Origin of the sequence: Microbispora sp. CL1-1, from assembly GCF_012034195.1 — a bacterium.
In the GTDB taxonomy this organism is placed as follows: domain Bacteria; phylum Actinomycetota; class Actinomycetes; order Streptosporangiales; family Streptosporangiaceae; genus Microbispora.
The window spans coordinates 87,666-110,290 of the sequence record NZ_JAATEK010000004.1 but is presented as its reverse complement, the minus strand read 5'-3'; the positions used below and the strand labels follow the sequence as shown (position 1 = coordinate 110,290).

General features: G+C 71.1%; 27 protein-coding genes, 1 tRNA gene and 1 pseudogene. 15 read left to right on the top strand and 14 right to left on the bottom strand.

All coding sequences use genetic code 11. The features are described from left to right. The first annotated feature begins 94 nt into the window (after positions 1-94). Together HCK04_RS06550 and HCK04_RS06545 are read left to right on the top strand one after the other, a co-directional pair. A complete protein-coding gene (locus HCK04_RS06550) occupies positions 95-1,033 on the top strand; it encodes an aldose 1-epimerase family protein (RefSeq protein ID WP_142645977.1) in 939 nt (312 codons plus the stop codon). A 347-nt stretch (positions 1,034-1,380) separates the two neighbouring features. Then, positions 1,381-1,848 carry an ATP-binding protein gene (locus HCK04_RS06545; protein WP_168065700.1) on the top strand — a complete coding sequence of 156 codons (468 nt, stop codon included), beginning with the start codon at positions 1,381-1,383 and terminating at the stop codon, positions 1,846-1,848. Positions 1,849-2,086: 238 nt separating this feature from the next. On the opposite strand, the gene HCK04_RS06540 is transcribed toward HCK04_RS06545, so the two are convergent. Then, positions 2,087-2,608: a shikimate kinase gene (locus tag HCK04_RS06540; RefSeq protein ID WP_205829933.1), complete on the bottom strand. Its 522-nt coding sequence runs from the start codon at positions 2,606-2,608 to the stop codon at positions 2,087-2,089. A gap of 87 nt (positions 2,609-2,695) precedes the next feature. On the opposite strand from HCK04_RS06540, the gene HCK04_RS06535 reads away from it, so the two are divergent. Together HCK04_RS06535 and HCK04_RS06530 are read left to right on the top strand one after the other, a co-directional pair. Beyond that, positions 2,696-2,956: a DUF6458 family protein gene (locus HCK04_RS06535; protein ID WP_142645975.1), complete on the top strand. Its 261-nt coding sequence runs from the start codon at positions 2,696-2,698 to the stop codon at positions 2,954-2,956. Positions 2,957-3,000: 44 nt separating this feature from the next. Then, complete coding sequence (locus tag HCK04_RS06530; protein WP_142645974.1) at positions 3,001-3,393, top strand: ChaB family protein; 393 nt, start codon at positions 3,001-3,003, stop codon at positions 3,391-3,393. On the opposite strand, the gene HCK04_RS06525 is transcribed toward HCK04_RS06530, so the two are convergent. Then, positions 3,353-4,459: a WYL domain-containing protein gene (locus tag HCK04_RS06525; protein ID WP_240971076.1), complete on the bottom strand. Its 1,107-nt coding sequence runs from the start codon at positions 4,457-4,459 to the stop codon at positions 3,353-3,355. The two genes, HCK04_RS06530 and HCK04_RS06525, sit on opposite strands and share 41 nt — an antisense overlap. Before the next feature lie 19 nt (positions 4,460-4,478). On the opposite strand from HCK04_RS06525, the pseudogene HCK04_RS42055 reads away from it, so the two are divergent. Together HCK04_RS42055 and HCK04_RS42050 are read left to right on the top strand one after the other, a co-directional pair. Beyond that, positions 4,479-4,730 (top strand): annotated as a pseudogene (locus HCK04_RS42055) (excinuclease ABC subunit UvrA); the annotation flags it as partial. Between the two features lie 130 nt (positions 4,731-4,860). Beyond that, on the top strand, positions 4,861-5,028 hold the full coding sequence (locus tag HCK04_RS42050; protein ID WP_240971169.1) for a hypothetical protein: 168 nt from the start codon (positions 4,861-4,863) through the stop codon (positions 5,026-5,028). Between the two features lie 12 nt (positions 5,029-5,040). Here the strand turns inward: HCK04_RS42050 and HCK04_RS06515 are convergent, their stop codons facing one another. The 3 genes from HCK04_RS06515 to HCK04_RS06505 all read right to left on the bottom strand — a co-directional run bounded on the left by HCK04_RS06515 (position 5,041) and on the right by HCK04_RS06505 (position 8,276). Then, on the bottom strand, positions 5,041-6,867 hold the full coding sequence (locus HCK04_RS06515) for a transketolase (RefSeq protein WP_142645973.1): 1,827 nt from the start codon (positions 6,865-6,867) through the stop codon (positions 5,041-5,043). A gap of 157 nt (positions 6,868-7,024) precedes the next feature. Then, the gene (locus HCK04_RS06510) at positions 7,025-8,023 is read right to left on the bottom strand and encodes an SDR family oxidoreductase (RefSeq protein WP_312845720.1); all 999 of its coding nucleotides are present in this window, start codon (positions 8,021-8,023) and stop codon (positions 7,025-7,027) included. A gap of 4 nt (positions 8,024-8,027) precedes the next feature. Further along, positions 8,028-8,276, bottom strand: a complete 249-nt coding sequence (locus HCK04_RS06505; RefSeq protein ID WP_142645972.1) for a hypothetical protein — start codon at positions 8,274-8,276, stop codon at positions 8,028-8,030. 268 nt (positions 8,277-8,544) lie between these two features. Between HCK04_RS06505 and HCK04_RS06500 the strand changes: the two genes are divergently transcribed. After that, complete coding sequence (locus tag HCK04_RS06500; RefSeq protein ID WP_142645971.1) at positions 8,545-9,630, top strand: glycosyltransferase family 9 protein; 1,086 nt, start codon at positions 8,545-8,547, stop codon at positions 9,628-9,630. Continuing rightward, positions 9,627-10,724 carry a DNA topoisomerase IB gene (locus HCK04_RS06495; RefSeq protein WP_142645970.1) on the top strand — a complete coding sequence of 366 codons (1,098 nt, stop codon included), beginning with the start codon at positions 9,627-9,629 and terminating at the stop codon, positions 10,722-10,724. The genes HCK04_RS06500 and HCK04_RS06495 overlap by 4 nt, the downstream gene beginning before the upstream one ends. Positions 10,725-10,976: 252 nt before the next feature. Here the strand turns inward: HCK04_RS06495 and HCK04_RS06490 are convergent, their stop codons facing one another. Next, the gene (locus HCK04_RS06490; protein ID WP_240971074.1) at positions 10,977-12,200 is read right to left on the bottom strand and encodes a glycosyltransferase; all 1,224 of its coding nucleotides are present in this window, start codon (positions 12,198-12,200) and stop codon (positions 10,977-10,979) included. Between the two features lie 449 nt (positions 12,201-12,649). On the opposite strand from HCK04_RS06490, the gene HCK04_RS06485 reads away from it, so the two are divergent. Together HCK04_RS06485 and HCK04_RS06480 are read left to right on the top strand one after the other, a co-directional pair. Further along, positions 12,650-12,895 carry a BON domain-containing protein gene (locus tag HCK04_RS06485; RefSeq protein WP_142645968.1) on the top strand — a complete coding sequence of 82 codons (246 nt, stop codon included), beginning with the start codon at positions 12,650-12,652 and terminating at the stop codon, positions 12,893-12,895. Then, the gene (locus HCK04_RS06480) at positions 12,892-13,620 is read left to right on the top strand and encodes a metallophosphoesterase (RefSeq protein WP_221889876.1); all 729 of its coding nucleotides are present in this window, start codon (positions 12,892-12,894) and stop codon (positions 13,618-13,620) included. The genes HCK04_RS06485 and HCK04_RS06480 overlap by 4 nt, the downstream gene beginning before the upstream one ends. 158 nt (positions 13,621-13,778) lie before the next feature. On the opposite strand, the gene HCK04_RS06475 is transcribed toward HCK04_RS06480, so the two are convergent. After that, positions 13,779-13,928 carry a GPGG-motif small membrane protein gene (locus tag HCK04_RS06475; RefSeq protein WP_167530303.1) on the bottom strand — a complete coding sequence of 50 codons (150 nt, stop codon included), beginning with the start codon at positions 13,926-13,928 and terminating at the stop codon, positions 13,779-13,781. 120 nt (positions 13,929-14,048) lie between these two features. On the opposite strand from HCK04_RS06475, the gene HCK04_RS06470 reads away from it, so the two are divergent. After that, a complete protein-coding gene (locus HCK04_RS06470; RefSeq protein WP_142645967.1) occupies positions 14,049-14,867 on the top strand; it encodes a TIGR03557 family F420-dependent LLM class oxidoreductase in 819 nt (272 codons plus the stop codon). A 108-nt stretch (positions 14,868-14,975) separates the two neighbouring features. On the opposite strand, the gene HCK04_RS06465 is transcribed toward HCK04_RS06470, so the two are convergent. Next, positions 14,976-15,464 carry a DUF6328 family protein gene (locus tag HCK04_RS06465; protein ID WP_142645966.1) on the bottom strand — a complete coding sequence of 163 codons (489 nt, stop codon included), beginning with the start codon at positions 15,462-15,464 and terminating at the stop codon, positions 14,976-14,978. A gap of 19 nt (positions 15,465-15,483) precedes the next feature. Then, positions 15,484-15,984 carry a DUF1360 domain-containing protein gene (locus HCK04_RS06460; protein WP_142645965.1) on the bottom strand — a complete coding sequence of 167 codons (501 nt, stop codon included), beginning with the start codon at positions 15,982-15,984 and terminating at the stop codon, positions 15,484-15,486. Between the two features lie 55 nt (positions 15,985-16,039). On the opposite strand from HCK04_RS06460, the gene HCK04_RS06455 reads away from it, so the two are divergent. Beyond that, positions 16,040-16,636, top strand: a complete 597-nt coding sequence (locus tag HCK04_RS06455) for a nucleotidyltransferase family protein (RefSeq protein ID WP_142645964.1) — start codon at positions 16,040-16,042, stop codon at positions 16,634-16,636. A gap of 248 nt (positions 16,637-16,884) precedes the next feature. Beyond that, positions 16,885-16,961, top strand: a tRNA-Lys gene (locus HCK04_RS06450). Between the two features lie 88 nt (positions 16,962-17,049). Here HCK04_RS06450 and HCK04_RS06445 read toward each other — a convergent pair. After that, positions 17,050-17,397, bottom strand: coding sequence for a DoxX family protein (locus tag HCK04_RS06445; RefSeq protein ID WP_260617143.1), 348 nt, complete (start codon positions 17,395-17,397; stop codon positions 17,050-17,052). Positions 17,398-17,419: 22 nt separating this feature from the next. Continuing rightward, positions 17,420-18,196, bottom strand: a complete 777-nt coding sequence (locus tag HCK04_RS06440; protein WP_142645963.1) for an SDR family oxidoreductase — start codon at positions 18,194-18,196, stop codon at positions 17,420-17,422. Positions 18,197-18,406: 210 nt separating this feature from the next. On the opposite strand from HCK04_RS06440, the gene HCK04_RS06435 reads away from it, so the two are divergent. Beyond that, positions 18,407-18,988, top strand: coding sequence for a TetR/AcrR family transcriptional regulator (locus HCK04_RS06435; RefSeq protein WP_260617142.1), 582 nt, complete (start codon positions 18,407-18,409; stop codon positions 18,986-18,988). 16 nt (positions 18,989-19,004) lie between these two features. Here the strand turns inward: HCK04_RS06435 and HCK04_RS06430 are convergent, their stop codons facing one another. Beyond that, entirely contained in the window at positions 19,005-19,208 is a 204-nt protein-coding gene (locus tag HCK04_RS06430) for a hypothetical protein (protein ID WP_142645961.1), read from the bottom strand. Positions 19,209-19,629: 421 nt separating this feature from the next. Here HCK04_RS06430 and HCK04_RS06425 point away from each other — a divergent pair, with 421 nt between their 5' ends. Beyond that, positions 19,630-21,012, top strand: a complete 1,383-nt coding sequence (locus HCK04_RS06425; protein WP_205829931.1) for a DUF2786 domain-containing protein — start codon at positions 19,630-19,632, stop codon at positions 21,010-21,012. A 115-nt stretch (positions 21,013-21,127) separates the two neighbouring features. On the opposite strand, the gene HCK04_RS06420 is transcribed toward HCK04_RS06425, so the two are convergent. Both HCK04_RS06420 and HCK04_RS06415 read right to left on the bottom strand, forming a co-directional pair. Next, complete coding sequence (locus tag HCK04_RS06420; RefSeq protein WP_142645960.1) at positions 21,128-21,652, bottom strand: DinB family protein; 525 nt, start codon at positions 21,650-21,652, stop codon at positions 21,128-21,130. 194 nt (positions 21,653-21,846) lie between these two features. Then, positions 21,847-22,575, bottom strand: a complete 729-nt coding sequence (locus HCK04_RS06415) for a GntR family transcriptional regulator (RefSeq protein WP_142645959.1) — start codon at positions 22,573-22,575, stop codon at positions 21,847-21,849. Positions 22,576-22,625: the final 50 nt, after the last annotated feature.

Below are 22,625 nucleotides of genomic sequence, written 5' to 3'. Positions count from 1 at the left end.
GGGCTCACGACCCGAGAGTCCGCCGGGTCTCGGCCCCGAGGCTCTCCACAGGGTCCCCTGCGGGCGTCATGGGCCGGATGGGAAAATCCCTCTCATGACAGAATCAGCGGTTCGCGAAGCCGTTTCCCCGACCGGCACGCAGCACACGATCGCGGCGCACGGATACGCGGCGACCGTCACCGAAGTGGGCGGGGGCCTGCGCGCCCTGACGTACAACGAGCGGCCGCTGATCATGTCGTTCCCCGCGGACGCGCAGCCGGTGGGCGCCGCCGGACAGTTGCTGCTGCCCTGGCCCAACCGGGTGCGCGACGGCAGATACGACTTCGACGGCGAGACCAGGCAGCTCGCGATCACCGAGCCCAGGACCGGCAACGCCGCGCACGGCTTCGCCCGCCTGATGCCCTGGACGGTCCTCGACCGGGACGACGCCTCGATCCGGCTCGGGCTGCGGCTGTTCCCCCAGCTCGGCTATCCGCACGTGCTCGACCTGACCGCGTCGTACGCCCTGGGGGAGGCGGGCCTGGAGGTCGAGGTGGCGGCCGTCAACGTGGGGGAGGGCGTCGCGCCGTACGGCATGGGCGCGCACCCCTACCTCACCCTCGGCGAGGAGACGGTGGACGACGCCGTGCTGGAGCTGCCCGCGGCCGAGTGGACTCCGGTTGACGAGCAGCAGATCCCTACCGGCCGTCGCCCGGTCGAGGGCACGGAGTACGACTTCCGCGCGGGACGCCGCATCGGCGGCACGGTGCTCGACACCCCGTACACGTCCCTGCGGCGGGACGGCGACGGGCTGGTGCGGGCCCGGCTCCGGACGTCCGGCGGATCCCGGGGCGTGGAGCTGTGGGCCGCGTCCGGCGTCGAGTGGCTCCAGGTCTTCACGGGGGACACGCTGGCCGAGCCGTACCGGCGGGCCGGAGTGGCGGTCGAGCCGATGAGCTGCCCGCCGAACGCCTTCGCGACCGGCGAGTGCCTGGTGCGCCTGGCCCCCGGGGAACGGGTCGCCCACCGCTGGGGGATCACCGCGCTCGGGTGAGCGGCAGGCCGGACGAATTGGGTCTTATGTCGCACAGTGGACATGCGAGATGATTCGGTCTGTGTGCATCGCGAGTCACGGATGCTCGTATTTCAGCTATTTTCATGGTGAAGCCGGTGGTGTGGGCACGTTCCGTGGTCACGGTGGCGGGCGGGGCATGCCGGATGGGGTGCCGCTGACGTGCGCACTCCCGGCAACGTACAGAAGATCGATGGCCTTTCCTCCTTTCCGCGCATCACGGAACGGGCATTGACCGGAAACAATCTTGTTTCTTTGAATTCACATGACTGCGTTGCGTGCCGTATCTTGAGCCGTGGGAGCGCTCCCATGAGCCTAAGGAGGCGCGCGTGACTCTCCCCTTCGGTACGGCGCCGGTCGACCCGGCCCCTGTCTGGACCGCGGAATGCCTCCTGCCCGCCATCGGAGCGAGTGTCGGCGAGGCACGTGCTCTCGTCCGCCGCGAGCTCGGCCGGTGGGGCCTGGACGAGCTCGTGGACGACTGCTGCCTCATCGTCAGCGAACTCGCCTCCAACGTCGTACGGCACGGCGGGAACGTCTTCACCCTGCGGCTCGGCAGCAACGGCACCTGGGTGTACGGGGAGGTCTTCGACCAGGGCGAGGGCGTGCCGCACCAGCGCGAGGCGGACATCGATTCGGTCGGCGGCCGTGGCCTGCTCATCGTGGACGAACTCGCCGACGACTGGGGAGTGGCCAGCTCGGGCCGGAGCGGCAAGACCGTCTGGTTTCTCGCCGGGTCCGGCAGCCCGTCGCCGCTGCCCGTCGTCCCGCACCAGATGCGCATCGCGGTCGGCTGACCCGGCCACCTGACCCGCCCGGCTCACGCGCGGCCCGGCCACCTGACCCGCCCAAACCGGCGCGCCCGCCGGCCCGAACCACGTGCCCCCACTGATCCGCCCGGCTCACGCGCGGCCCGTCCGGCGGATCCGCTCAACCTGACCCGCCCTGGGATCGGGCGGTCCTGTCGTCGGCGCAGGGCTTTTTGCGGGTCTCCTCAGCAGGGTTTTCCGTACGTCTTTTCAGCGGGTCTTCTTTTCAGCGGGTCTTCGCGCCGTCGAGACGCGCGAGCACCGTGGCCGCGATCTCCTCGGGCCTGTGGGTGGAGGGATCGACCGTCACGTCCGCGACCTCCCGGAACCACGGCAGCCGCAGGTCGCGCTGCTCGGTCAGCATGCGTACGAGGTCGGGCTTGAAGTGCGGGCGGTGGGTGCTCGACTTCATCCGCTCGGCCAGCACCTCGGGCGGGCCGTCGAGGAAGACCACGAAGGCGGAGGCCAGCGCACGGCGCGTCTCGGGGTCCTCGACCGTGCTGGCGGCGGCCGCGACGACAGGAGTGGGACGGTCCGCCAGCGCCTCCCGCAGCACCAGCGCCTCTCGGGCGTGCAGCTCGTCCGCGCCCACACCGGCGGCCATCGCGGCGGCGGTCGTGCCGAACCTGGCCTCCAGATCGGCGTCGCTGTCGCGCATGGGACGGCCGAGCGCGTCGGCGAGCAGCCGGGCGACGGTGCTCTTCCCGGCGCCCATGAGTCCCATCACCACAATGGGGATATCGGTCATAACTCGCAATGCTGCCCTATGCGGGCACCCGCATGCGACGTTTGGAATCCGTGGAGGGGATAGAGCAGAAGGCGAAGGAGGAAAGCCATGACCATCGCCGGAAGCATCATCCTCATCATGCTGGGGGCCATCCTCACCTGGGCGGTCGACTTCACCATCGCGGGCCTCGACATCCAGGTGATCGGGGTGATCCTCATGGTGGGCGGCCTGGCCGGGCTGCTCTTCGGCATCTGGCGCCTGACGACGGTCCGCCGCAGGACCACTGTCACCGCTGCCGCCCCCGTGGACACGACCGCCACCCGCCGCCACGTGTACGAGGAGCGGCGCTACGACGACCCCACCATCTGACCCCCTCCAACGGACTTCCGACGGCCTGAAGGGAGGCATGGAACATGCCAGGACGTAAGGAACTGCCCTCGACCCTGGAGCGCTCGCCCAAGGAGGCCCAGGAGACGTGGATCAAGGCGCACGACTCCGCAGTCGAGACGTACGGCGAGGGCCAGCGCGCCCACCGTACGGCGTTCGCCGCACTCAAGCACTCCTTCGAGAAGGTGGGCGACCACTGGGAGAAGAAGGGGGGACGCGGACCGTCGGACGAGCAGGCGAAGAAGGGCACGCCGAAGCAGGGCAAGACGGCCGAGGGCGTCGACGCGAACGCATCCAAGCAGCATCTCTATGACGTCGCCGGCCGCCTCGGCATCCAGGGCCGGTCGAAGATGACCAAGGACGAGCTCGTGGACGCCATCAAGAAGGCCAACCGTAAGGCGACCGCCAAGGCCCGCTGATCGCTCTCGTACGCGCCGCCGGCAGCCCGGAAGGGCCTGTCACGTGGACGGTGGTTCCGGGCGGCCGGAGGCGGCGAGGAGACGACGGGCGAAGGCGGCATAGGCACCGCGGAAGTCCTCGGGCTCGATGACGGTGAAGTCGGCGTCGAGACGGGCGAGGCCGAGGACGAGCCATTCCCAGGAGTCGAGCCAGACGGTGACCCGGGTCTCTCCGGCGCCGAGCCCACGGCGCATCTCGGCGTCCTCGAACTTCAGCGTCGGCCACCTGGTCGGGCCGCGCCCGCACGACGAGCCGTACGCGCCGGCGGTCGGCGTTGAGGCCCTGGCGGAGGTAGGCCAGGGCCGCGTCGGCGGGCAGGGCACGGGGAGCGTGCCGGACACCGGTGCGCACGAGGTCGCGGACGCGGTCGAGGCGGAACACCCGCCAGTCGTCCCTGTCCAGGTCCCACCCCAGCAGATACCAGCGCAGAAGCAGATGGACCTGCCGGTGCGGCTCCACCCGCCGGCGGCTCTCTCCGCCGTGTCTGTCGCGATAACCGAACCGTACGACCTCCCGGTCGTCGATCGCCTCGGCGAGACCGGCGAGAAGCGCCGCGTTCACCGCGGGCGCGAGCTGCCGGCCGGTCTCCAGGCTCGCCCGCAGCGCGGCCACGCGCGGACGCAGCCGCGCGGGCAGGAACTGGTCGAGCTTGCCGTACGCGCGGGTGGCCGCGTCGTCGAGCGCCCCGTCCTCGCCCGAACCGGAGGAGGCGAGAGTCGCGAGACCGAGCAGCACGGCGATCGCCTCGTCATCGTCGAGGACGAGCGGGGGCATCGTCCGGCCCGCCACGAGCCGGTAGTAGCCGCCCGGTCCCGGCTGAGTCTCCACGGGATAGCCGTACTCCCGGAGCCGGTCCACGTCGCGGCGCACGGTGCGGGGGCTGACGTCGAGGCGCGCGGCCAGTTCGTCCCCGCTGAACGGCCGTCCCGTCTGGAGGATCGACGCAGGGCCAGCATGCGTCCCCGCCGCGCTGTTCAGCGCCAACTCCGAAGGCGCCTGCCCGAAGTGCGACGGGCTCGGGATCATCTACACCGACCTGGCCTTCATGGACGGCCAGGAGGTCGTCTGCGAGGCGTGTGAAGGGCGGCGCTTCACCCCCGAGGTGCTCGCGTACACCGTCGACGGCCTGTCCATCGCCGACGTCGATGCCCTCTCCGTCGACCAGGCCAGGCGCCGGCTGTCCGACACGGCCGTCGACCGGGCGCTGCGGCACCTGTCGCAGGCCGGTCTCGGCTATCTCCGGCTGGGCCAGTCGCTCACCACGCTGTCCGGAGGGGAGTGCCAGCGGCTCAAGATCGCCAAGGAGCTGCGCGACGCCGAGCGGCCCACGACGTACGTGCTCGACGAACCGACCACGGGCCTGCACATGAGCGACATCGACGCTGCTCCGGGTCCTGGACGCCCTCGTCGACCGGGGGCACACCGTCGTGGTCATCGAGCACAACCTGGACGTCGTCCGGCAGGCCGACTGGCTGATCGATCTCGGGCCCGGCCCCGGCAGGCACGGCGGGCGCGTCCTCTACCAGGGGCACGTCGCGGACTACCCGCCGGACGCCGGGACGCCGACGGCCCGCGCCCTCGCCGCCCACCGGTAGGCTCGGCGGGTCTCAGCGGAGCAGGGACAGGACGGCCTCGCGGATGGCGCCCCTGTCGATGCCGGCGTCCTCCAGTTGCTCCTGTGAGGTCGCGCTGCCCGGCATTACCGACACGCCCAGCTTGCGTACCGGCACCGGCGCGTCCGCGAGCGCGGAGAGGACGGCGTCGCCGAGCCCGCCCTCCGGCCAGTGGTCCTCCACGGTGACGACCTTCCCGGTGGCCCTGGCCGCGTCGAGCAGCTCGGCCGAGTCGAGCGGCTTGATCGAGTACGCGTCGACGACGGTGACGGAGACGCCGTCCTCGGTGAGCAGGTCGGCGGCGGCCAGCGCCTCGTGCACGGTGATGCCCGCGGCCACCACGGTCGCCTGGCCGCCGGTGCGCAGGATCTTGCAGCCGCCCACCGGGAACTCCTCGTCCGGGCCGTAGATCACCGGGGTCTCGCCTCGGGTCGTCCGCAGGTAGCGGATGCCCTCCAGGCCGGCCATGTCCGCGACCAGCCGGGCCGTCTGGTTGGCGTCACAGGGGTAGAGCACGGTGCTGCCGTGCACCGCGCGGAACGCCGCGAGGTCCTCCAGGCCCATCTGGGAGGGCCCGTCCTCGCCGATGGACACTCCGCCGTGCGAGCCCACCAGGCAGATGCCCGCCCGGCTCACCGCCGCCATCCGCACGAAGTCGTACGCCCTGGTGAGAAAGGCGGCGAACGTCGCGGCGTAGGGGGTCCAGCCGCGGGCCGCCATGCCGACGGCGGCGGCGACCATCTGCTGCTCGGCGATGTAGAACTCGAAGAACCGCTCGGGGTGCGCCTTGGCGAACGCCTCCAGCTTCGTCGAGTCGGCCACCTCGCCGTCGAGCCCGACGACGTCGCCCCGCGCCGTGCCGAGCGCGGCCAGCGCCTCGCCGAAGGCGGTCCGGGTGGCCACCCGCTCACCCACCTCATATGCCGGCAGGTCGAGCGTGCCGTCGGCGTACCGGTACGGCGTGGCCGGGGCGTCCGGCGGGGTGACCTCGACGGTGAGGGAGCGCGGCCCGCCGAGCTCCTCGATCGCCCGCTCGGCGTCCTCAAGCGGCTTGCCGTGCTTGCCCTCGCGGTTCTCCACGGCCGACACGCCGCGGCCCTTGCAGGTCCTGGCGATGATCGCCGTCGGGCGGCGCCGGGTGGCCCGGGCGTCGGCGAGCGCGTAGTCGATCTGGCCGGGGTCGTGGCCGTCGATCTCGATGGTGTGCCAGCCGAAGGCGCCGAGCCTGGCGGCGTACGCGCCGAGGTCCCAGCCGTGCCGGGTCGGGCCGCGCTGACCGAGCCGGTTCACGTCGATGATCGCCGTGAGGTTGTTCAGCCCCTCGTGCCCGGCGTGCTCGAACGCCTCCCACATCGATCCCTCGGCGAGCTCGCTGTCGCCGCACAACACCCAGACGTGGTACGGCAGGCGGTCCAGACTCCGTGCGGTCAGCGCCAGCCCCACCCCCACGGGCAGGCCGAAGCCCAGCGAGCCGGTGGCCACGTCGATGAACGGCACCCGGGGCGTGGGATGTCCCTCCAGGCGGCTGCCGCGCTTCCGGAAGGTCAGCAACTCCTCGTCGCTGATCACCCCGGCGGCCTTGAGCATCGCGTACAGGAGGGGTGAGGCATGGCCCTTCGAGAAGACGAGATGGTCGTTGGCCGGGTTGGCCGGGTCCGCGATATCAATGCGCAGGTGACGCGCGAGCAGTACGGCCATCAGCTCGGCCGCCGACATCGAGGACGTGGGATGTCCCGAGCCGGCGGCCGCGGCGGCCCGCACCGAGTCCACCCGGAACTGGGCCGCGAGTTCGCACAGGAAGTGGTAGTCAAGCTCGTCCATCGCCCTCGACTACCCCGGTATGCCCCTACGTATCAGCAGGAAAAGGTCGTGCCTCGATATAGAGCGATATTCACACCCGCGCGTATCACCGACCGGGCTGCCGGGCACCTCGCCCGAGGCCGGGTCGGGTAGGGGAGAGGAGCGCGGGCCTGAGCCGTCAGCGGCGGCGCAGGCCGAGTCCGGCGAGGGCGGCGAGCCCGAGGCCGGCGGCGGTGACGAGGCGGCGGTGCTGCGACATCCACAGCTGCACGCTGCGGCCGTGCGAGCGCCGGTCGAAGCCGCCGTGCGCGCCGTAGTCCTTGTCCTCGTCCGCCGGTTCCCACAGGTTGGACACCCCGGTCGGGGTCTTGTCACCGGTGAGCTGCGACTTCACTCCGGTCCTCGCGAGATAGCGGTCGAGCAGCGCGGGCGCCAGCCGCTGGCCGATGATCGTGGCCGCGGTCATCCCGCCGACCCAATACTCCTTGCGCTCCGGATGCCCGGCGGCGTAGACGAGCGCGTCGGCGGCCACCTCCGGCTGGTAGATCGGCGGCACCGGCTGCGCGTGCCGTCGCATCCGGTTCAACCCCCAGTCGAACTGCGGAGTGTTCAGCGCCGGAAGCTGCACCACCGTGATCTTCACGCCCGAGTCCTCGGCGAGAAGTTCGGTCCGAACCGACTCGGTGAACCCGACGATCGCGTGCTTGGCGCCGCAGTACGCCGACTGCAGCGGGATCGACCGGTAGGCCAGGGCCGAGCCCGCCTGCACGATGGCGCCCCTGTCGCGCGGCTTCATCATCTCCAGAGCCACCCGGGTGCCCCAGACGTAGCCGAGATAGGTCACCTTGGTCTCGCGCTCGTACTCCTCGGGAGTGATCTCCAGGAACGGCGCGAACACCGTCGTGAACGCGATGTTGATCCACACGTCGATCGGGCCCAGCTCGGCCTCGGCGCGCTGGGCGGCCTTGCGGACCTGGTCGTAGTCGGAGACGTCCGCTGCGAAGGTCTTTCCGGTGCCGCCCTCCGCCCCGACGTCCACGGCCGCGCCGGCGAGGCCGGCCTCTCCTCGTGCGATGAGCGCGACCTTCGCGCCCTCCGCTCCGAGCTGCCGGACCACCGCGCGGCCCACGCCGCCGCTGGCGCCGGTCACCACGACGACCTTGTCCTTCAGGCTCACCTCGTCATCCTCTCGATCGGGGCCCGCCGCCCAGCTTCTTCTGCTTGCGTACGGCGAAGGCCATGTAGAGGCCGATGGCCGCCATGATCACCACGACGATCCCCGTCAGCACCCACAGGCGGCCGACGAAGGAGAGCACCAGTACGGCGACGCAGAAGACCAGTGCGAACGACCCGATGCGGATGCGGATCACATCCATCGGGGTCGCCTCCACCATGGGCTTGCCGGTCGGAGAGCGTTGTTCTTCGGTCATGGGCCCCCTCTACCCTCGAATCCGGTTCGCTATCGCCGCGGTCGAACGGGCCTGGACATATCCGGGGTGCAGCGCCGTCATCTCCCGGCGGCTACCCCCGAAAACGCAGGGGAAACAGCAGGCACCGCAGACCCGTCCGCTCGGTTTGGGGCCGTCGCACCGGGGTAACCGGGATCAGACGTCGCTCCACACGAGTGCTCCGCCGGGGGTCAGCCGGCGGGCCGGACGAATGGGGGTGTCCGATGCACGAGGGGACGGGGCGGGTGGCATGAGCGCCCTGCTCGTGGAAGGAGTCGAGCGGATCGCGGTGCTGAGGGCCAGCGCCCTCGGCGACCTGCTGCTGGCGCTGCCCGCCATCGGGGCGCTCAGGCGGGCCTACCCGGCCGCCAGGATCACCCTGCTCGGCCGTGAGTGGCACGCGCGGTTTCTGCGCGATCGCCCGGGTCCGGTGGACGAGGTGGTGGCGTTGCCGCCCATCTCCGGCGTCTCCTCCCCGGCCGACGGGTCCGGCGGGTCCGCCGCGCCCGAGAAGCCGTACGAGGAACGGTACGAGGAGCTGTGCGAGGACCTGCGCCGGCGCAGGTTCGACCTGGCCGTCCAGATGCACGGCGGCGGGCGCGACTCCAATCCGTTCATCCGCCGCCTGGGAGCGCGGGTGACGGCCGGCCTGCGCGCCCCCGACGCCGAGCCGCTCGACCGCTGGGTGCCGTACGTCCACTACCAGCACGAGACCCTGCGCTACCTGGAGGTGGCGGGGCTGGTCGGCGCGACCGCCACCGAGATCGAGCCGAGGATAGCGGTCGTGCGGAAGGACTGGGCCGAGCTGAACCGCACGCTCGGCAAGGTGCCCAGGGGACTGGTGGCGATCCACCCGGGCGCGGGGGACCGGCGCAGGAGATGGCCGCCGGAACGCTTCGCCGAGGTAGCCGACCGCCTCGGACGGCCGGTGGTGGTGACCGGCGTCGAGGAGGAGCGGGACGTCGTCGAGAAGGTCGTCGCGCAGATGCAGACCCCGGCGAGGGCCGTCGTCGGAGAGCTGTCCCTCGGCGGGCTCACGGCGCTGTACGCCGCCTGCGACCTGCTGGTCTCCAACGACACGGGGCCGCGTCACCTGGCGGCGGCGACCGGCACCCCCACCGTCGGCGTCTACTGGTGCGGCAACATGATCAACTGGGGTCCGCTGAGCAGGGGCCACCAGCGGCCGCTGATCTCCTGGACGTCCGGCTGCCCGGTCTGCGGGACGCCCGCCGACCCCCGGCTGGGCATGCGGGAGTGCGGTCACCAGGACGTCTCGTGGGTGGGCGACGTGAGCGTGGACGAGGTGCTCGAACAGGCGTGGGAGCTGCTGCGATGAGCACTGTGACCCAGAAGGCGGCCACCCGGGGTTCCCCGGACGAAGAGACCCTCGCGGAGGCGGCCAAGGTCTTCCAGACACCGCCCGTCGAGCTGCGGCCGAGCGATCCCGGCGAGCCGGGCATCCGGCGCAGGCGCCGCGGGCGCGGGTTCAGCTACACCTGGGCCTCCGGCCGTACGGTGAAGGACCACGCCACCCTGCGCCGGATCAGGCACCTCGCGATCCCGCCGGCCTGGACCGACGTGTGGATCTGCGCCCATCCGGACGGTCACCTCCAGGCCGTGGGCACCGACTCGGCGGGCCGGCGGCAGTATCGCTACCACGACGAGTGGCGCAGGCAGCAGGACGAGGCCAAGTTCGACCACGTGCTGGAGATCGCCCGGCGGCTTCCGGCGTTCCGCGAGCGGGTGGCGCGCGACCTGCGCGGCGACGAGCTGAGCCGCGAGCGCGTGCTGGCCACCGCCGCGCGCATGCTCGACATCGGCTTCTTCCGCGTCGGCGGGGAGGAGTACACCGACTCGTACGGCCTGGCCACGCTGAAGACCTCGCACGTCAGATGCGGCGATGGTGAGGTCGTGTGCCGCTACCTGGCCAAGGGCCGCAAGGAGCGGGAGCAGGTGCTGACCGACGCCGACGTGTGCGCGGTGCTGTCGGCGCTGTCGAAGGGCCGCAGGGGCGAGCTGCTGCGCTACCGCACCGACGAGGGCTGGGTGGACGTGCGGAGCGCCGACATCAACGCCTACCTGAAGGATGCGTTCGGCACCGAGGTCTCGGCCAAGGACTTCCGCACCTGGCACGCCACGGTCCTGGCGGCGGTCGGGCTCGCCGTCTCCCGCCCCGTACGCAGCGGCGCCGGGCGCAAGCGGGCCGTCTCCCGGGTGATGAAGGAGGTGTCGGAATACCTGGGCAACACACCGTCGGTCTGCCGCGCCTCCTACGTGGACCCACGCGTCGTCGCGCTGTACGAGAAGGGGCGGACGATCCCTCTCGGGCGGCTGGGCGAGGACACCGGCGAGGGCAGGCTCGCCACCCACGGGCCGGTCGAGGAGGCCGTCATCGAACTCCTGTGCCGGGCGCCCGCACGGCGCCGTTGAGCACCTGCCGCCGAGCACCTGCCGCCGAGCGCCTACCGTCGACCGCCTGCGGTTGAGCACCTGCGGTTGAGCACCTGCCGTCGACCGCCTGTGGCTGACCATCTGCCCGTTGACCGCCTGCGGTTGAGCACTTGCGGTTGAGCAGATGGAAACCGCACCGGTGCGCGGACCGCCGATGCCGCCGATGCCGCCGATGCCCCCGGAACGCGGCACGGGGGCCGTGGACATCAGTGGCTCACCCCATAGGCCGGATCAGGAAGCGCTCCTCGCCGGCTCACGGGCGGACAGCACCCGGTCGTAGGCGGCCAGGGTCTCGGTGGCGATGCGGCTCCAGGCATACCTCGCGCGGGCGCGGTCGGCCCCCGCGATGCCGTACGCCGTGCGCCGCACCCGGTCGCCGAGCAGCCTGCGCAGCGCCCTGGCTAGCGCGGCGGGGTTGCGGGGCGGCACGAGGAGGCCGGTCACGGTGTTGACCACCGTCTCCTTCTGGCCGCCGACCGCGGAGGCGACGACCGGGACGCCGCAGGCCATCGCCTCCAGCGCCGCCATCCCGAACGGCTCATACCAGGGCACCGAAACGACGGCGGCGGCCGAGCGCATCAGCGCGGGCAGGGTGTCGCGCTCGACCCGGCCCAGGAAACGGACCCGGTCGGAGACGCCCGCCCGCGTCACGAGCCACCGCAGCCGGGTGACCTCGGGGTCGCGGTGCAGCTCGGCCGCCGGGGGTCCGCCCGCGATGACCAGCTCGGCGTCCCGCAGGTGCCGCAGGGCTTCGATGGTGGTCTCCAGGCCCTTGCGCGGCACGAGACGGCCGACCGACAGCAGGCGCGGGCGCTCCGGCCGTTCCAGAGGCTCGACGTGGGGGTGGAAGGTGGCGACGTCCACGCCGCAGGGGACGACCCGGGTCGCGCGGCGCCGCACGCCCATGCGGATCAGTTCGTCGACCTCGTCGTTGCAGGTCGCGATGATGCCGTCGACCCGCCGCCCGATGTCGGCCTCGGCCTGGACGCGCTCCCGCGGGCTGGTGTCCGCCGGGCCCTGGTGCCGCCGCTTGACGCTGCCGAGCGCGTGGTAGGTGTGGACGACCGGGATGCCGAGCTTCTCGGCCGCGGCGAGCGCGGCCAGCCCGCTCATCCAGAAGTGGCTGTGCACGATGTCGGGGCGGTCGAACAGCCACCGGTCGTGCAGCCACTTTCCGAAGTGGGGGATCCAGGGCAGGATCTCGTCCTTGGGCATCTCGGCGGCGGGGCCCGCGGGGACATGGACGACGTCCACACCCGGGCCGAAGGCGACGGTTTCCGGCAGGTCCTCGCGGTCTCTGCGGGTGTAGACGGTGACCTCGTGACCGGCGCGGGCGAGCTCCAGGGCGAGGGCGGCGACGTGCACGTTCTGGCCGCCGGAGTCGACACCGCCGAGGGTGGCGAGCGGGCTGGCGTGCTCCGAGACCATGGCGATCTTCACTGGGGGTTCCTCCATGTGCGGCAGTGGCGAATACCCGGCTCGGGGATCAGGGAGTCCAGGTGGGCGGGCCCGGCGGCCGGTACGGGCCCGGTGACCGGTACGGGGTCGACGGCCGGTATGGGGACGGCGGCCGGTCGCGGCGTGCGGGAGCAGCAGGCGCACGCATGGCGGGCCGCGGCCGGCAGGCACGGAGTGGGAAGGCGGGGGGTGGGAAGGCGGGGGGTGGGAAGGCAGGGAGCGGGCGTGCGGCCCATGGGCGGCGACGCGGCGGGGTGGGGTGCCGGTGCCTGTTCCCAAGACGCTCCTCCATCACGGCATGCTCACGCCACGGAGGTACCTGCGTCTTAGGCACCGGAACATCAACTCCCCTATCCACCCTCACGCCCGTCAAACCAACGGGTTTCGCCCGGAAAGGGCCGGGCAGCGCTAGCGAGAAGGAACCGAGGGGGACACGAGGGGAAGAGATGGAGACGCCGCACTATGTCGCGGCCCGCGTCCAGCGGGCTCTCGCGGAGGACGATCGGACCACCGAGCTGGGCATTCGGGTGGATGTACGAGGAGAAGAGGTCTACCTGCGCGGACAGGTCTCCTGTGACGAGCGGCGCCACCAGATCGAGAACGTCGCCAGGGAGGCGGCTCCCGGCCTGCGGCTGCACAACGAGATCACCTTGGTCGAGGTGCGGGAGGCGGGAGAGGAGGAGCACCTGTGAGGGAGCTGCGGATCGCCGCCGTCGCCGACATCCATCTGGGCGAGGATCTGCGCGGCCACTATCGCAAGAAGATCGAGGGCATCGAGCGTCGCGCGGACGTGCTGCTGGTGGGAGGCGATCTGACCAGGCACGGCACGATCGCCGAGGGCCGGGTGGTCGCCGAGGAGCTGAGCGGCCTGCCCATCCCCGTCGTCGCCGTGCTCGGCAACCACGACTACCACTCCGACTGCAACCAGGAGATCATCGCTCTCCTCCGTGACGCCGGCATCGTCGTCCTCGACGACGAGAGCACGGTCGTCCCCATCGACGGCGTACGGCTCGGGGTCGCCGGAGGCAAGGGCTTCGGCGGCGGGTTCGCCGGGAAGTGCGCGAGCGAGTTCGGCGAGCCGGAGACCAAGGCGTTCGTCCGGCACACCAAGGAGATCGCCGAACGGTGGCGGCGGGCGCTCAAGGATCTGGACGCCGACCACAGGGTCGTGCTCAGCCACTACTCGCCGGTCAAGGACACGCTGATGGGCGAGCCGCCGGAAATCTATCCGTTCCTCGGCAGCTACATGCTGGCGGAGGCGGCCGACGCCGAGGGCGCGGATCTTTTCATTCACGGTCACGCGCATGCGGGCACGGAAAAAGGCGTCACTCCCGGTGGTATCCGGGTGCGTAATGTCGCCCTTCCGGTCATCAAGCACGCCTACACCGTTTACTGCCTGAACGGCGACCATTGCTGATTCGCTGTTCCGATCCCGATCCCGATCCCGACCCCGACCCCGGTCCAGATCCAGACCCAGGTCCCGGTCCCGAGACGGCCACCGGCCCTTCGGCCGGTGGCCGTCTCGGTGTCCGCGAGTAGCGTGGGTGAGGTTGCGGCTGGTGGGTGAGGTTGCGGTTAGGGATTGAAGATGCTGACGCCCCCGGGGCCGACCAGGAATCCGAGGACGATGAGGACGATCCCCCAGAGGATGTCCCGACGGGCCAGGATGACGTAGATCCCGGCGATGACCAGTACCACGGCGATGATCCAAAGCAGAGTAGCCATGGCCCTCCACTGCCCCTGCAAAGGGTCTCGTAACATCATCGAGCCCTGGCACCGATCGAATTTGCCGCCGAAGCACCCATTGTTACGTTTGCTTGACAATAACCAGGCATCTGGCGATGCATGACGACTTTCGGATATTTCCTGTCCAGTGAGGAGCATGATTCCAAGGAGCTCGTACGGCAGACGAAACTCGCCGAGGAAGCCGGCTTCGAGGTGCTGTGGATCTCCGACCACTTTCACCCCTGGCTGGACGAGCAGGGCGAGAGCTCGTTCGTATGGTCCGTCATCGGAGCCGTCTCGCAGGCCACGTCGCTGCCGGTGACCACCGCGGTCACCTGCCCCATCATCCGCGTCCACCCGGCGATCATCGCCCAGGCCGCCGCGACAGCCCAGACCCTGCTGGACGGCGGGTTCCGCCTGGGGGTCGGCACCGGCGAGGCGCTGAACGAGCACATCCTGGGCGATCAGTGGCCCCCGGCCGAGCAGCGGCAGCGCATGCTGGAGGAGGCCGTCGACGGCTACATCCACACCGCGCCCGCCGCCGACATGGTCGAGGCGTTCCACAAGGCGGGCGGCGAGGGCAGGCCGTGCGCGGCCGGGCTGAAGGTGTGCTGGGCGAACGACGAGGCCGAGGCGCGCAAGACCGTCCACAGGCTCTGGCCCAACCAGGGGATCCCCGGCGAGGCCGCCCAGCTCCTGCCGCTGCCGCGGCATTTCGAGCAGCTCGCGCAGCTCGTCACGGAGGAGGCCGCCACCCGGTCGACGCCCTGCGGGCCCTCTCCGGAGGCACATCTGAGCGCGATCCGCGCGCACGTGGACGCCGGCTTCGACGAGGTCTACATCGCGCAGATCGGCACGGAGCAGGAGGGGTTCTTCGAGTTCTACTCGACGCGGATCCTGCCCCGCCTCAGAGAACGGCGCTCCAGGGAGCTGAGCTGACGCGAGGCATACGGGAGCGCGGCCGCCGCGGTCGCGTTCTGCTTCCGCGTTCTGCTTCTAGTCGTTCTTGGCTTCTGGTCGTTCTTGGCTTCTAGCCGTTCTTGGCTTCTAGTCGTTGTCGACCAGGCGCAGCGACAGGAGCGGCTGGACGAACCACAGCCAGGCGCACAGCAGCGCCACGCCCGCGCCGATCAGCGCGGCGGGCCCCGGGCTGGTCAGCGCGTCCAGCACCAGGGCGGTGGAGCAGCTCATCGACACCGCCAGGGCCAGTCCGCCGGCCACGCCCAGCCGGTTGGCCCGGTGCAGCAGCAGCTCCTTGAGCCCCGACCGGAACAGGATCCGGTGCTGGGTCGCCGGGGCGATCGTGCAGATCGACGCGACCGCCGCGCTGACGACCGCCAGGTAGAACAGCCAGTTCCCGGTCGTATCGATCTTTCCGAAGCCGGAGGAGAACGGCAGCGTCAGCAGGAACGCGAACAGCACCTGCACGCCCGTCGCGGCCACCCGCAGGCCCTGCAGCAGCTCGCCGAGCTCGCGGTCGACGCGCTCCTTGCGGCTCTCGCCGGTGTTCTCCAGAGGTTCGAGCACCTCACTCATGTCCGCTTTCCCGCCTCGCTCACTCCGCGGCCTTCATCAGGCGCGCGTACGCGAGCTGGAGCCAGTCGGAGATCGCCACGGCCGCCATGGTGGCCCCGGCCAGCCGGGTCACCCTGGGGAAGAACACGGTGCCCGCCGCGTATCCGGTCGCCACCCACTGGGCCAGACAGAACGGGCAGGTCAGCAGCTCGCCCACAGCGTGCCGCAACCCGTGGCCGCGGACCTTCTCCTTGAGCTCCGCCGGGCCGGAGGGGCCCTCATAGCGGGTGAAGGGAGCGCGGATGGGGCTGGTGACCGGGTCCTTCGCAAGCGTGCGCGAGAGCCGGTGCGTGAACAGCCCCATCAGCATGAGGTCCATCGCCTTGATGTTCTCGGGGGGCCTGCGGCCCGTCAGCTTCGCCGCGGCGAGCAGCGCCGCGACGGCCCCGCCGTACACCGCGAGAACTCGTGTGTACGAGGCCAGGGGACGGTTGTCCTCGCCCTCGTACTCACGCTTGATTTCCTGGAGGGTCTCGGTCATGAGCGCGCTCTACCCGGGATTGTTTGCGCCGAACATGGCTGGGCAAGCGACGTAAGTGGGTAGTCACAGTCACGAAGTCACCGACGCGATCCTTGAGACGCTCAAGCGCGCCGGGGCCGGTCTCAAGGAGGCCGGGGTGCGGTTCGCGCTGGCCGGAGGCTGCGCCGGCTATGCGAGGGGCGCCGCGCCATCACTACATGACGTCGACTTCGCCCTGGTCGAGGAAGACGTCCCGCTCGCGCTGAAAACCCTGGAGAGCCTGGGTTTCCGGACCGCGAAACCACCGGAGGACTGGCTGGTCAAGGCGTTCGACGAGGAGGGCGTCCTCGTCGACCTGATCTTCTCGCTCGCCGACAGGCCCGTGACCGAGGCCATGATCGCCAGAGCCGAGCCGATCAACACCGCCGCGTTGAGCCTGCCCGTCCTCGAAGCCACCGACCTTGTGATCTCCTGGATACTGCCGCTGTCGGAGCACGCCTGCGACTACGGTTCGCTGCTGCCCATGGTCCGCGCCATGCGGGAGCAGGTGGACTGGGACCGGGTCGCCTCGGTCGTCGCGCCGTCGCCGTACGCCTCGACGTTCGTCACGCTCCTGGAGCGGCTGCGCATCATCGCCCCTACGACACCGCGGCCGGACGGCACCTGGCCCTGAAGGCCGCGCTCCGGTCCGCCGCACCGGTCCATACGGCACGGTTCGCCGGCGCGGGTTCGCCGGCACGGTTTCGCCGGCGTGGGTTTGCCGGCATCGTTCGCCGGTACGGTTCGCCGGGATGGAGAAAGGGCCGCGCCATGCCGGCGCGGCCCCTCTCATATGCAGATTGATCTGGCCGCGCCGTTTTCCCGGCGCGGGGCCGCGGATGGCGCGGAACACTTCCGGAAGCCGCTACTCTTGTGGTGCGGGCGCCGCTAGCTCAGTTGGTTAGAGCAGCTGACTCTTAATCAGCGGGTCCGGGGTTCGAGTCCCTGGCGGCGCACCACTTTCATCGCGACCTGTGGTCTCCCGGCGGCGACGCCTACGGGGGCCGCAGGTTTCGTCTTTCCCGGCCAGCGCGTCCCAGAGTCCGGTCACGTTGTGTAGGGGCCGAAGCGGGCCCACGCGGTGAACGCGGCGGCGACGAAGAGGACGACCGTGAGGGGAATCGCGGCGTACTCGTGCCGCCGGGCATGGAAGATCGCGGCCAGTGTCATGGTCAGGGCCAGGCCGGTCGCCGCCAGCGGCGTCAGGACCGGTGCGATGCCGGTGACCGCGGGCAGGACGAGCCCGGCCGCTCCGGCCAGCTCGGCGATCCCGATGAGACGGATCGCCGCCCCGGGGAAATCCGCCGTCCAGGGCATCCTGGAGATCAGGGTGCTCCTTGACGGGATGGCCTGCCTCGCGCCCACGACGAAGACCGCAGCGAGGGTGCCCTGCACGGCCCACAGGAAGGCGTCCGTCTCACAGGCCCGCCGCCGACACGCCGCCGTCCACGGTGAACACCGCGCCCGTGGTGTACGCGGACCGGTCCGAGGCCAGGAAGGCGACGAGGTCGGCGATCTCGCGCGGGCTCGCGGCACGGCCCAGCGGGAACATCGCGGTCAGCTCGGGATAGCGGGACTCGTCGCCGAAGCGGGCGCGGGCCTGGGCCTTCATAAGGGTCAGGATGCGCTCGGTGGCGACGGGACCGGGGTTGACGCCGACCACGCGAATGCCGTCGGCCAGGCTGCGGCCGCCCAGGGCCCGGGTGAAGGTCATCAGTGCGGCGTTGCCGGTGCTGCCCGCGATGTAGTTGGCGTCGGCTCCCTCGCCTGAGGCGCCGATGTTGTTGATGATCACGCCGTGGCCCGCGGCCTTCATCCTGGCGTACATGTGCCGGGTGAGGTTGATGTAGCCGAAGACCTTCAGTTCCCAGCCGTGCCGCCACATCTCCTCGTTCACCGCGGCCAGCGGCCCGCCGGGGATGTCGCCGGCGTTGTTGACCAGGATGTCCGGCACCGGCACTTCGGCGGCGAACCGGTCGAGCTCGTCGCCGCGCCGCAGATCCACGAGGTGCACGGTGGCCGCCACGCCGTGCTCGGCGCGCAGGCGGGCGGCGAGGTTCTCCAGTTCGGGCTCGCTGCGTGCGGCGAGGTCGAGGTCGCAGCCTTCCTCGGCGAGCACCTCGGCGATGGCCGCGCCGATGCCCCGGGACGCTCCGGTGATGAGCGCCCGCTTGCCACGCAGGTTCAGGTCCATGACGTTGCCTCAATCTTGTCGGAACCATCGGTTCTGGTAAAAGCGTTGTCGAAACTGACAGTTTCGTCAAGGGGTCCCCGTCCGGGGCCGTCGTCACATGGCGCGTGGAAGCGTGCACACCCGGCGGGGACACAAGGGGAGCGAGGTGGGCCGTTGCGGCCAAGAGGGATGCCGAAACCGTTGGTTCCGTCAACTGTTATGCTCGGCGGCGTGACCGCAGAGCCGCAGCCCCGTCCGCATACCGGACGGCGACGCAATCCGGCCGTACGGCAGGCCATTCTCGATCGTGCGGCCGACCTGCTGGCCGACAACGACTACTCGGCGGTCTCGATCGACGTCATCGCGCAGGCCGCCGGGGTGAGCAAGCACACCATCTATCGGTGGTGGCCCTCCAAGGGCGCGGTGCTGCTGGAGGCGATGGCGGAGCGGGCCCGGCAACTGACGCCCGGCCTCGACACCGGTGTCTTCGCCGACGACCTGGAGACCTTTCTGGCCGCCACCTTCCGCACCGCCGTGAAGGTGAGCGGGCTGCTGCGCGGCATCATGGCCGAGGCGCAGCGCGACCCGGTGGCGGCCGAGGGGCTGCGCCAGTTCACCGCCGGGCGCAGGGACGAACTGCGCGCCCTGCTCGCCCGCGGGCTCCGGCAGGGCGAGCTGCCCGCGGACAGCGATCTGGACCTGCTGGTCGATCAGCTCTTCGGCATGATGTGGTATCGCCTGCTGATCGGCCACGCGCCGCTGGACGACGCCGTCGCCGCCCGGCTGGCCCGTTCGGTGATCGCGCCGCGGTGAGCGGCGCGGGCGGGCGTCAGCGGGAGATCTCGTACCAGTGGTAGGGGATCGACCAGTCCCAGTGCTCGGTCTCCTCGGCCAGTTCCGGCGCCGGATCGGGGGTGTCGGGACCCCAGGTCAGCGCGTAGGCGAGGCCGAACTGGGCGACCCAGTAGCGCCCGAGCCGTACGAACCCCCGTCCGAGAGCGGAGAGCAATCGCTTCGCCAGCGAGTACAGCATCGGGCACCACTCCTCGCAGGATCGGGCGCGGCACTATGTGGCCCAGATCACTTTGCATCTGGAAATCAGGTTTATCTGGCTGGATCTTCCGTGTAAATGCCCAGAGCGGTATGTCACGCGCCGCAGTGGGATCGGGTCGTACGCGTGACCGCCCGGCGTGAGGCTGTCGCTCATGGCGCCTTAGGGGATCGGTGGAACCGCCCTGGTGTGGCGATCCCTTCGGTGAGCCCCTGGTCGGGGGCTTTCGGGAACGCTACGACTCCTCGGCGGCGTACGGCATGCCCGCGCACGTCACCGTCCTGTATCCGTTCCTTCCGTGGGAGCGTGCCGGTCGCTCCCGCATGCCTGTGGATAACGTCACGGCACTGGGGGTCGGGGCTGACAGAATCGCTCGCACGAGCGATCGGGGGAGGGCGAGCGGATGAGCGGCAGCCGCAGGGGAAGTGCCAGGGGAAGTGCCAGGGGCAGCGGCAGAGACAGTGGCAGTGGCGCGGAGCGGGAGGGCGCACGGCGGCGGTGGAGCCTCGGGCCGCCGGGCGGAGCCACCTGGAGTTTCCCCTGGTCGTCGGGCTCCCCGGGCCAGGCGGCGGAGGAGATGGTGGCCGGGCTGCTGTCCGCGGCGCTGGAGGCGCGGCGCCGTCACGACGAGATCGAGTTCCGGCGATGCGTGAAGATCCTCGCGCAGGGCCAGGGGCTGCGCGAGGCCGTGGACCGGGCTCTGCTCGACGCGCTGAACCGGCATGTGACGCTCGCCTGGCACGGTGGCTGGCAGCCCGCCGACCTCGTCCGGCTGGCGGGCCGGCGGGTGGAGGCCCGGCACGTCCGCCTCGTGACCGACGCCATCGCGGCCGAGATGCGCGCCTACGCCGCCGCGACCGTGGACGACCGCTGGCTCGACCAGCTCGACGCCATCGGCGCGACGGTGTGGTGGGGCCGCGACGAGGAGTATCTCCGTGACGACGGCGACAGGACCGCGATGGTCGCCTGCGCGCTCCGGGTGATCCACCTGCTGGCCACGCTGCCGGCGCTGGAGCGGCTGTGCCCCGTGCCGGGAACGGCCCGCCGTACGCCCGGCGTCCGGGGCGGTGCCGTCGACGAACGGACGCTCGCCCGGGTTCGGGCCCTGCTGGCCAAGGCCGAGTCGACCGAGTTCGAGGCGGAGGCCGAGACGTTCACCGCCGCGGCGCAGGCGCTGATGGCCCGGCACAGCATCGACGCCGCGCTGCTCGCCGCGCAGACGCCCGGTCCGGGAGCAGCCGGTGGTCCGGAGGGGCGGCGGCTCGGAGTCGACGCGCCCTATGAGGGCCCGAAGGCGATGCTGCTGGACGTCATCGCCTCGGCCAACCACTGCCGCTCGGTGTGGAGCCGGCATTTCGGGTTCGCCACCGTGCTCGGGTTCCCCGCGGATCTGGCCGCCGTGGAGGTGCTGTTCACCTCGCTGCTGGTGCAGGCCACGACCGCGATGCGGCTGGCCGGATCCCGCCGGGACGGCCTGGGCCGTTCCCGCACGCGGTCGTTCCGGCAGTCGTTCCTCGCGGCGTACGCCCAGCGGATCGGCGAGCGGCTGCGGGAGGCGACGGGGGAGGCGGTGCGGGAGGCCGCCGCCGATGCGGGGCGCGACCTGCTGCCGGTGCTGGCGGCCAGGGAACAGGCCGTCGAGGCGAGGGTCGAGGAGCTCTTTCCGACGCTGACCCTGGTCGGCGCGGGTGCGGTCAGCAACCGCGAGGGCTGGATCTCCGGCCGGGCCGCCGCCGACCGGGCCGTCCTCGACGTACGCCGGAAGCTCGCGGAGGGAGGCCGTTGACCCGAAGCCGCACCTGAGAGACCCTGTGACCTCCCGGACCAGGCACGATGACGGCGCGTGCGTATCACCCGCGGCCTGCCTGCGCGGCACAACATCGCGGGGCGCGCCAGGATGGTCAGACGACGGATCCGGTGGCGCCGTCGGCGAGCTCTCTGAGGATGTCCGCGTGCCCGGCGTGCCGCGCGGTCTCCTCGATCATGTGGACGTAGATCCAGCGCAGCGAGAGCGCGGGGATCTGCTCGTGCGGCACCTCGTGATCGAGGGGGAACCGGGCGGCGATGCGCCGCGACTCCGCGCACGCCTGCTCGTAGGCCGTGATCAGGGATTCGATGGTGTCGTCGTCGCCGACCGCGAAGCTCCTGTCGGCGTCCTTCTCCGAGGGAGGCGCCATGGCCGGGTCCTGCGCCAGCACCCGCCCGAACCAGTTCCGCTCCACCACGGTCAGGTGCCTGATCAGCCCGGCCAGCGTCGTCGCCGACGGCACATGACGGCGGCGCACGTCCTGCTCGGACAGCCCTTGGGCCTTGCGGACGACCATCGCGCGAAGGAGGTCGAGAAAGGCCTCCAGCACCTGCCGCTCGTCGCCCGTGGCGGCCCGCACCACCGCCTGCGCCGGTTCGGTCGAAGGAAGAGTGGCCATGCCCCGGACCGTACGGAGCGCGGGGATCTCCCGGCAAGAACCCCTGCCCACGCTCTCAGCGAACCCGCATCCCGCGTGTCGAGCGAGTTCGTGTCCCCCGTCGCGAGTGAGCCTGCATCCCCGTGTCGAGCGAGCCCGCGTCTCGGCGTCATGCGAAGCCGCGTCCCGGCGTCATGCGAAGCCGCGTCCCCGCCTCAGCCGGAGGTGTCGTCGAAGTGCAGCTCGGAGGTGATGCGGTAGCGGTCGCCGCGATAGATGGACCGGGTGAACTCCACGACCCGGCCGTTGGCCTCGCGGGCCGTGCGTTCGATGAGCAGGGCCGGTGCGTGCTGGGGGACGCCGAGCAGTTCGGCCTCGGTCTCGTCGGTGACGGTCGGCTCGATGCTCTGGGTGGCGCGGCGGACGTCGATGCCGAACCTCGTGCGCAGGAACCGGTAGAACGACCCGGACACCATGTCGTCGGGCCGCAGCGACTCGACCAGGCGGTGCGGCAGGTGGATGCGCTCGATCGCCATCGGCTCGTCGTCCACCAGGCGGAGCCGTACGACGCGCAGGACCGGGTCGGCGGGGGAGACCTGCAGGCGGTGCGCGAGCCGGGCGGTGGCCGGGGCCGAGTCGAACTCCAGGATGCGGCTGAGCCAGTTCCCCTCGGCGGCGGGGGCATGGAAGGAGTCGTCGCCGGCCGCGAGGGGCTGGGTGACCTTCCGGCGGCCGGTGAACGTCCCCCGCCCGTGCTCCCGCACGAGCATGCCCTGCCGTACGAGCCCGTCGATCGCCGCGCGGAGGGTCGGGCGGGAGACGCCGAGCTCGCGCGACAGGTCGCGTTCCGAGGGGATGGCGGTGCCGGGCTCCTTGTCGGAGATCAGGTCGAGCAGGACATCTCTGACCCGGTCGCGTTTGAGGCCCGCTGGAAGTCTCTGCACGTCCCAGACCTTACCAGTAGTTGACCACTCCTCCCAGCGTCATGCCTGCG

Coding starts and splice junctions, on each gene's coding strand:
- HCK04_RS06465 (WP_142645966.1), bottom strand. CDS start 15,464: ATGAGTGAGGTGCTCGAACCTCTGGAGAACACCGGCGAGAGCCGCAAG.
- HCK04_RS06495 (WP_142645970.1), top strand. CDS start 9,627: ATGAGCACTGTGACCCAGAAGGCGGCCACCCGGGGTTCCCCGGACGAA.
- HCK04_RS06530 (WP_142645974.1), top strand. CDS start 3,001: ATGCCAGGACGTAAGGAACTGCCCTCGACCCTGGAGCGCTCGCCCAAG.
- HCK04_RS06440 (WP_142645963.1), bottom strand. CDS start 18,196: ATGGACCTGAACCTGCGTGGCAAGCGGGCGCTCATCACCGGAGCGTCC.
- HCK04_RS06485 (WP_142645968.1), top strand. CDS start 12,650: ATGGAGACGCCGCACTATGTCGCGGCCCGCGTCCAGCGGGCTCTCGCG.
- HCK04_RS06550 (WP_142645977.1), top strand. CDS start 95: ATGACAGAATCAGCGGTTCGCGAAGCCGTTTCCCCGACCGGCACGCAG.
- HCK04_RS06490 (WP_240971074.1), bottom strand. CDS start 12,200: ATGGAGGAACCCCCAGTGAAGATCGCCATGGTCTCGGAGCACGCCAGC.
- HCK04_RS06525 (WP_240971076.1), bottom strand. CDS start 4,459: ATGATCCCGAGCCCGTCGCACTTCGGGCAGGCGCCTTCGGAGTTGGCG.
- HCK04_RS06470 (WP_142645967.1), top strand. CDS start 14,049: ATGACGACTTTCGGATATTTCCTGTCCAGTGAGGAGCATGATTCCAAG.
- HCK04_RS06475 (WP_167530303.1), bottom strand. CDS start 13,928: ATGGCTACTCTGCTTTGGATCATCGCCGTGGTACTGGTCATCGCCGGG.
- HCK04_RS06425 (WP_205829931.1), top strand. CDS start 19,630: ATGAGCGGCAGCCGCAGGGGAAGTGCCAGGGGAAGTGCCAGGGGCAGC.
- HCK04_RS06460 (WP_142645965.1), bottom strand. CDS start 15,984: ATGACCGAGACCCTCCAGGAAATCAAGCGTGAGTACGAGGGCGAGGAC.
- HCK04_RS06515 (WP_142645973.1), bottom strand. CDS start 6,867: ATGGACGAGCTTGACTACCACTTCCTGTGCGAACTCGCGGCCCAGTTC.
- HCK04_RS06500 (WP_142645971.1), top strand. CDS start 8,545: ATGAGCGCCCTGCTCGTGGAAGGAGTCGAGCGGATCGCGGTGCTGAGG.
- HCK04_RS06535 (WP_142645975.1), top strand. CDS start 2,696: ATGACCATCGCCGGAAGCATCATCCTCATCATGCTGGGGGCCATCCTC.
- HCK04_RS06540 (WP_205829933.1), bottom strand. CDS start 2,608: ATGACCGATATCCCCATTGTGGTGATGGGACTCATGGGCGCCGGGAAG.
- HCK04_RS06420 (WP_142645960.1), bottom strand. CDS start 21,652: ATGGCCACTCTTCCTTCGACCGAACCGGCGCAGGCGGTGGTGCGGGCC.
- HCK04_RS06505 (WP_142645972.1), bottom strand. CDS start 8,276: ATGACCGAAGAACAACGCTCTCCGACCGGCAAGCCCATGGTGGAGGCG.
- HCK04_RS06430 (WP_142645961.1), bottom strand. CDS start 19,208: ATGCTGTACTCGCTGGCGAAGCGATTGCTCTCCGCTCTCGGACGGGGG.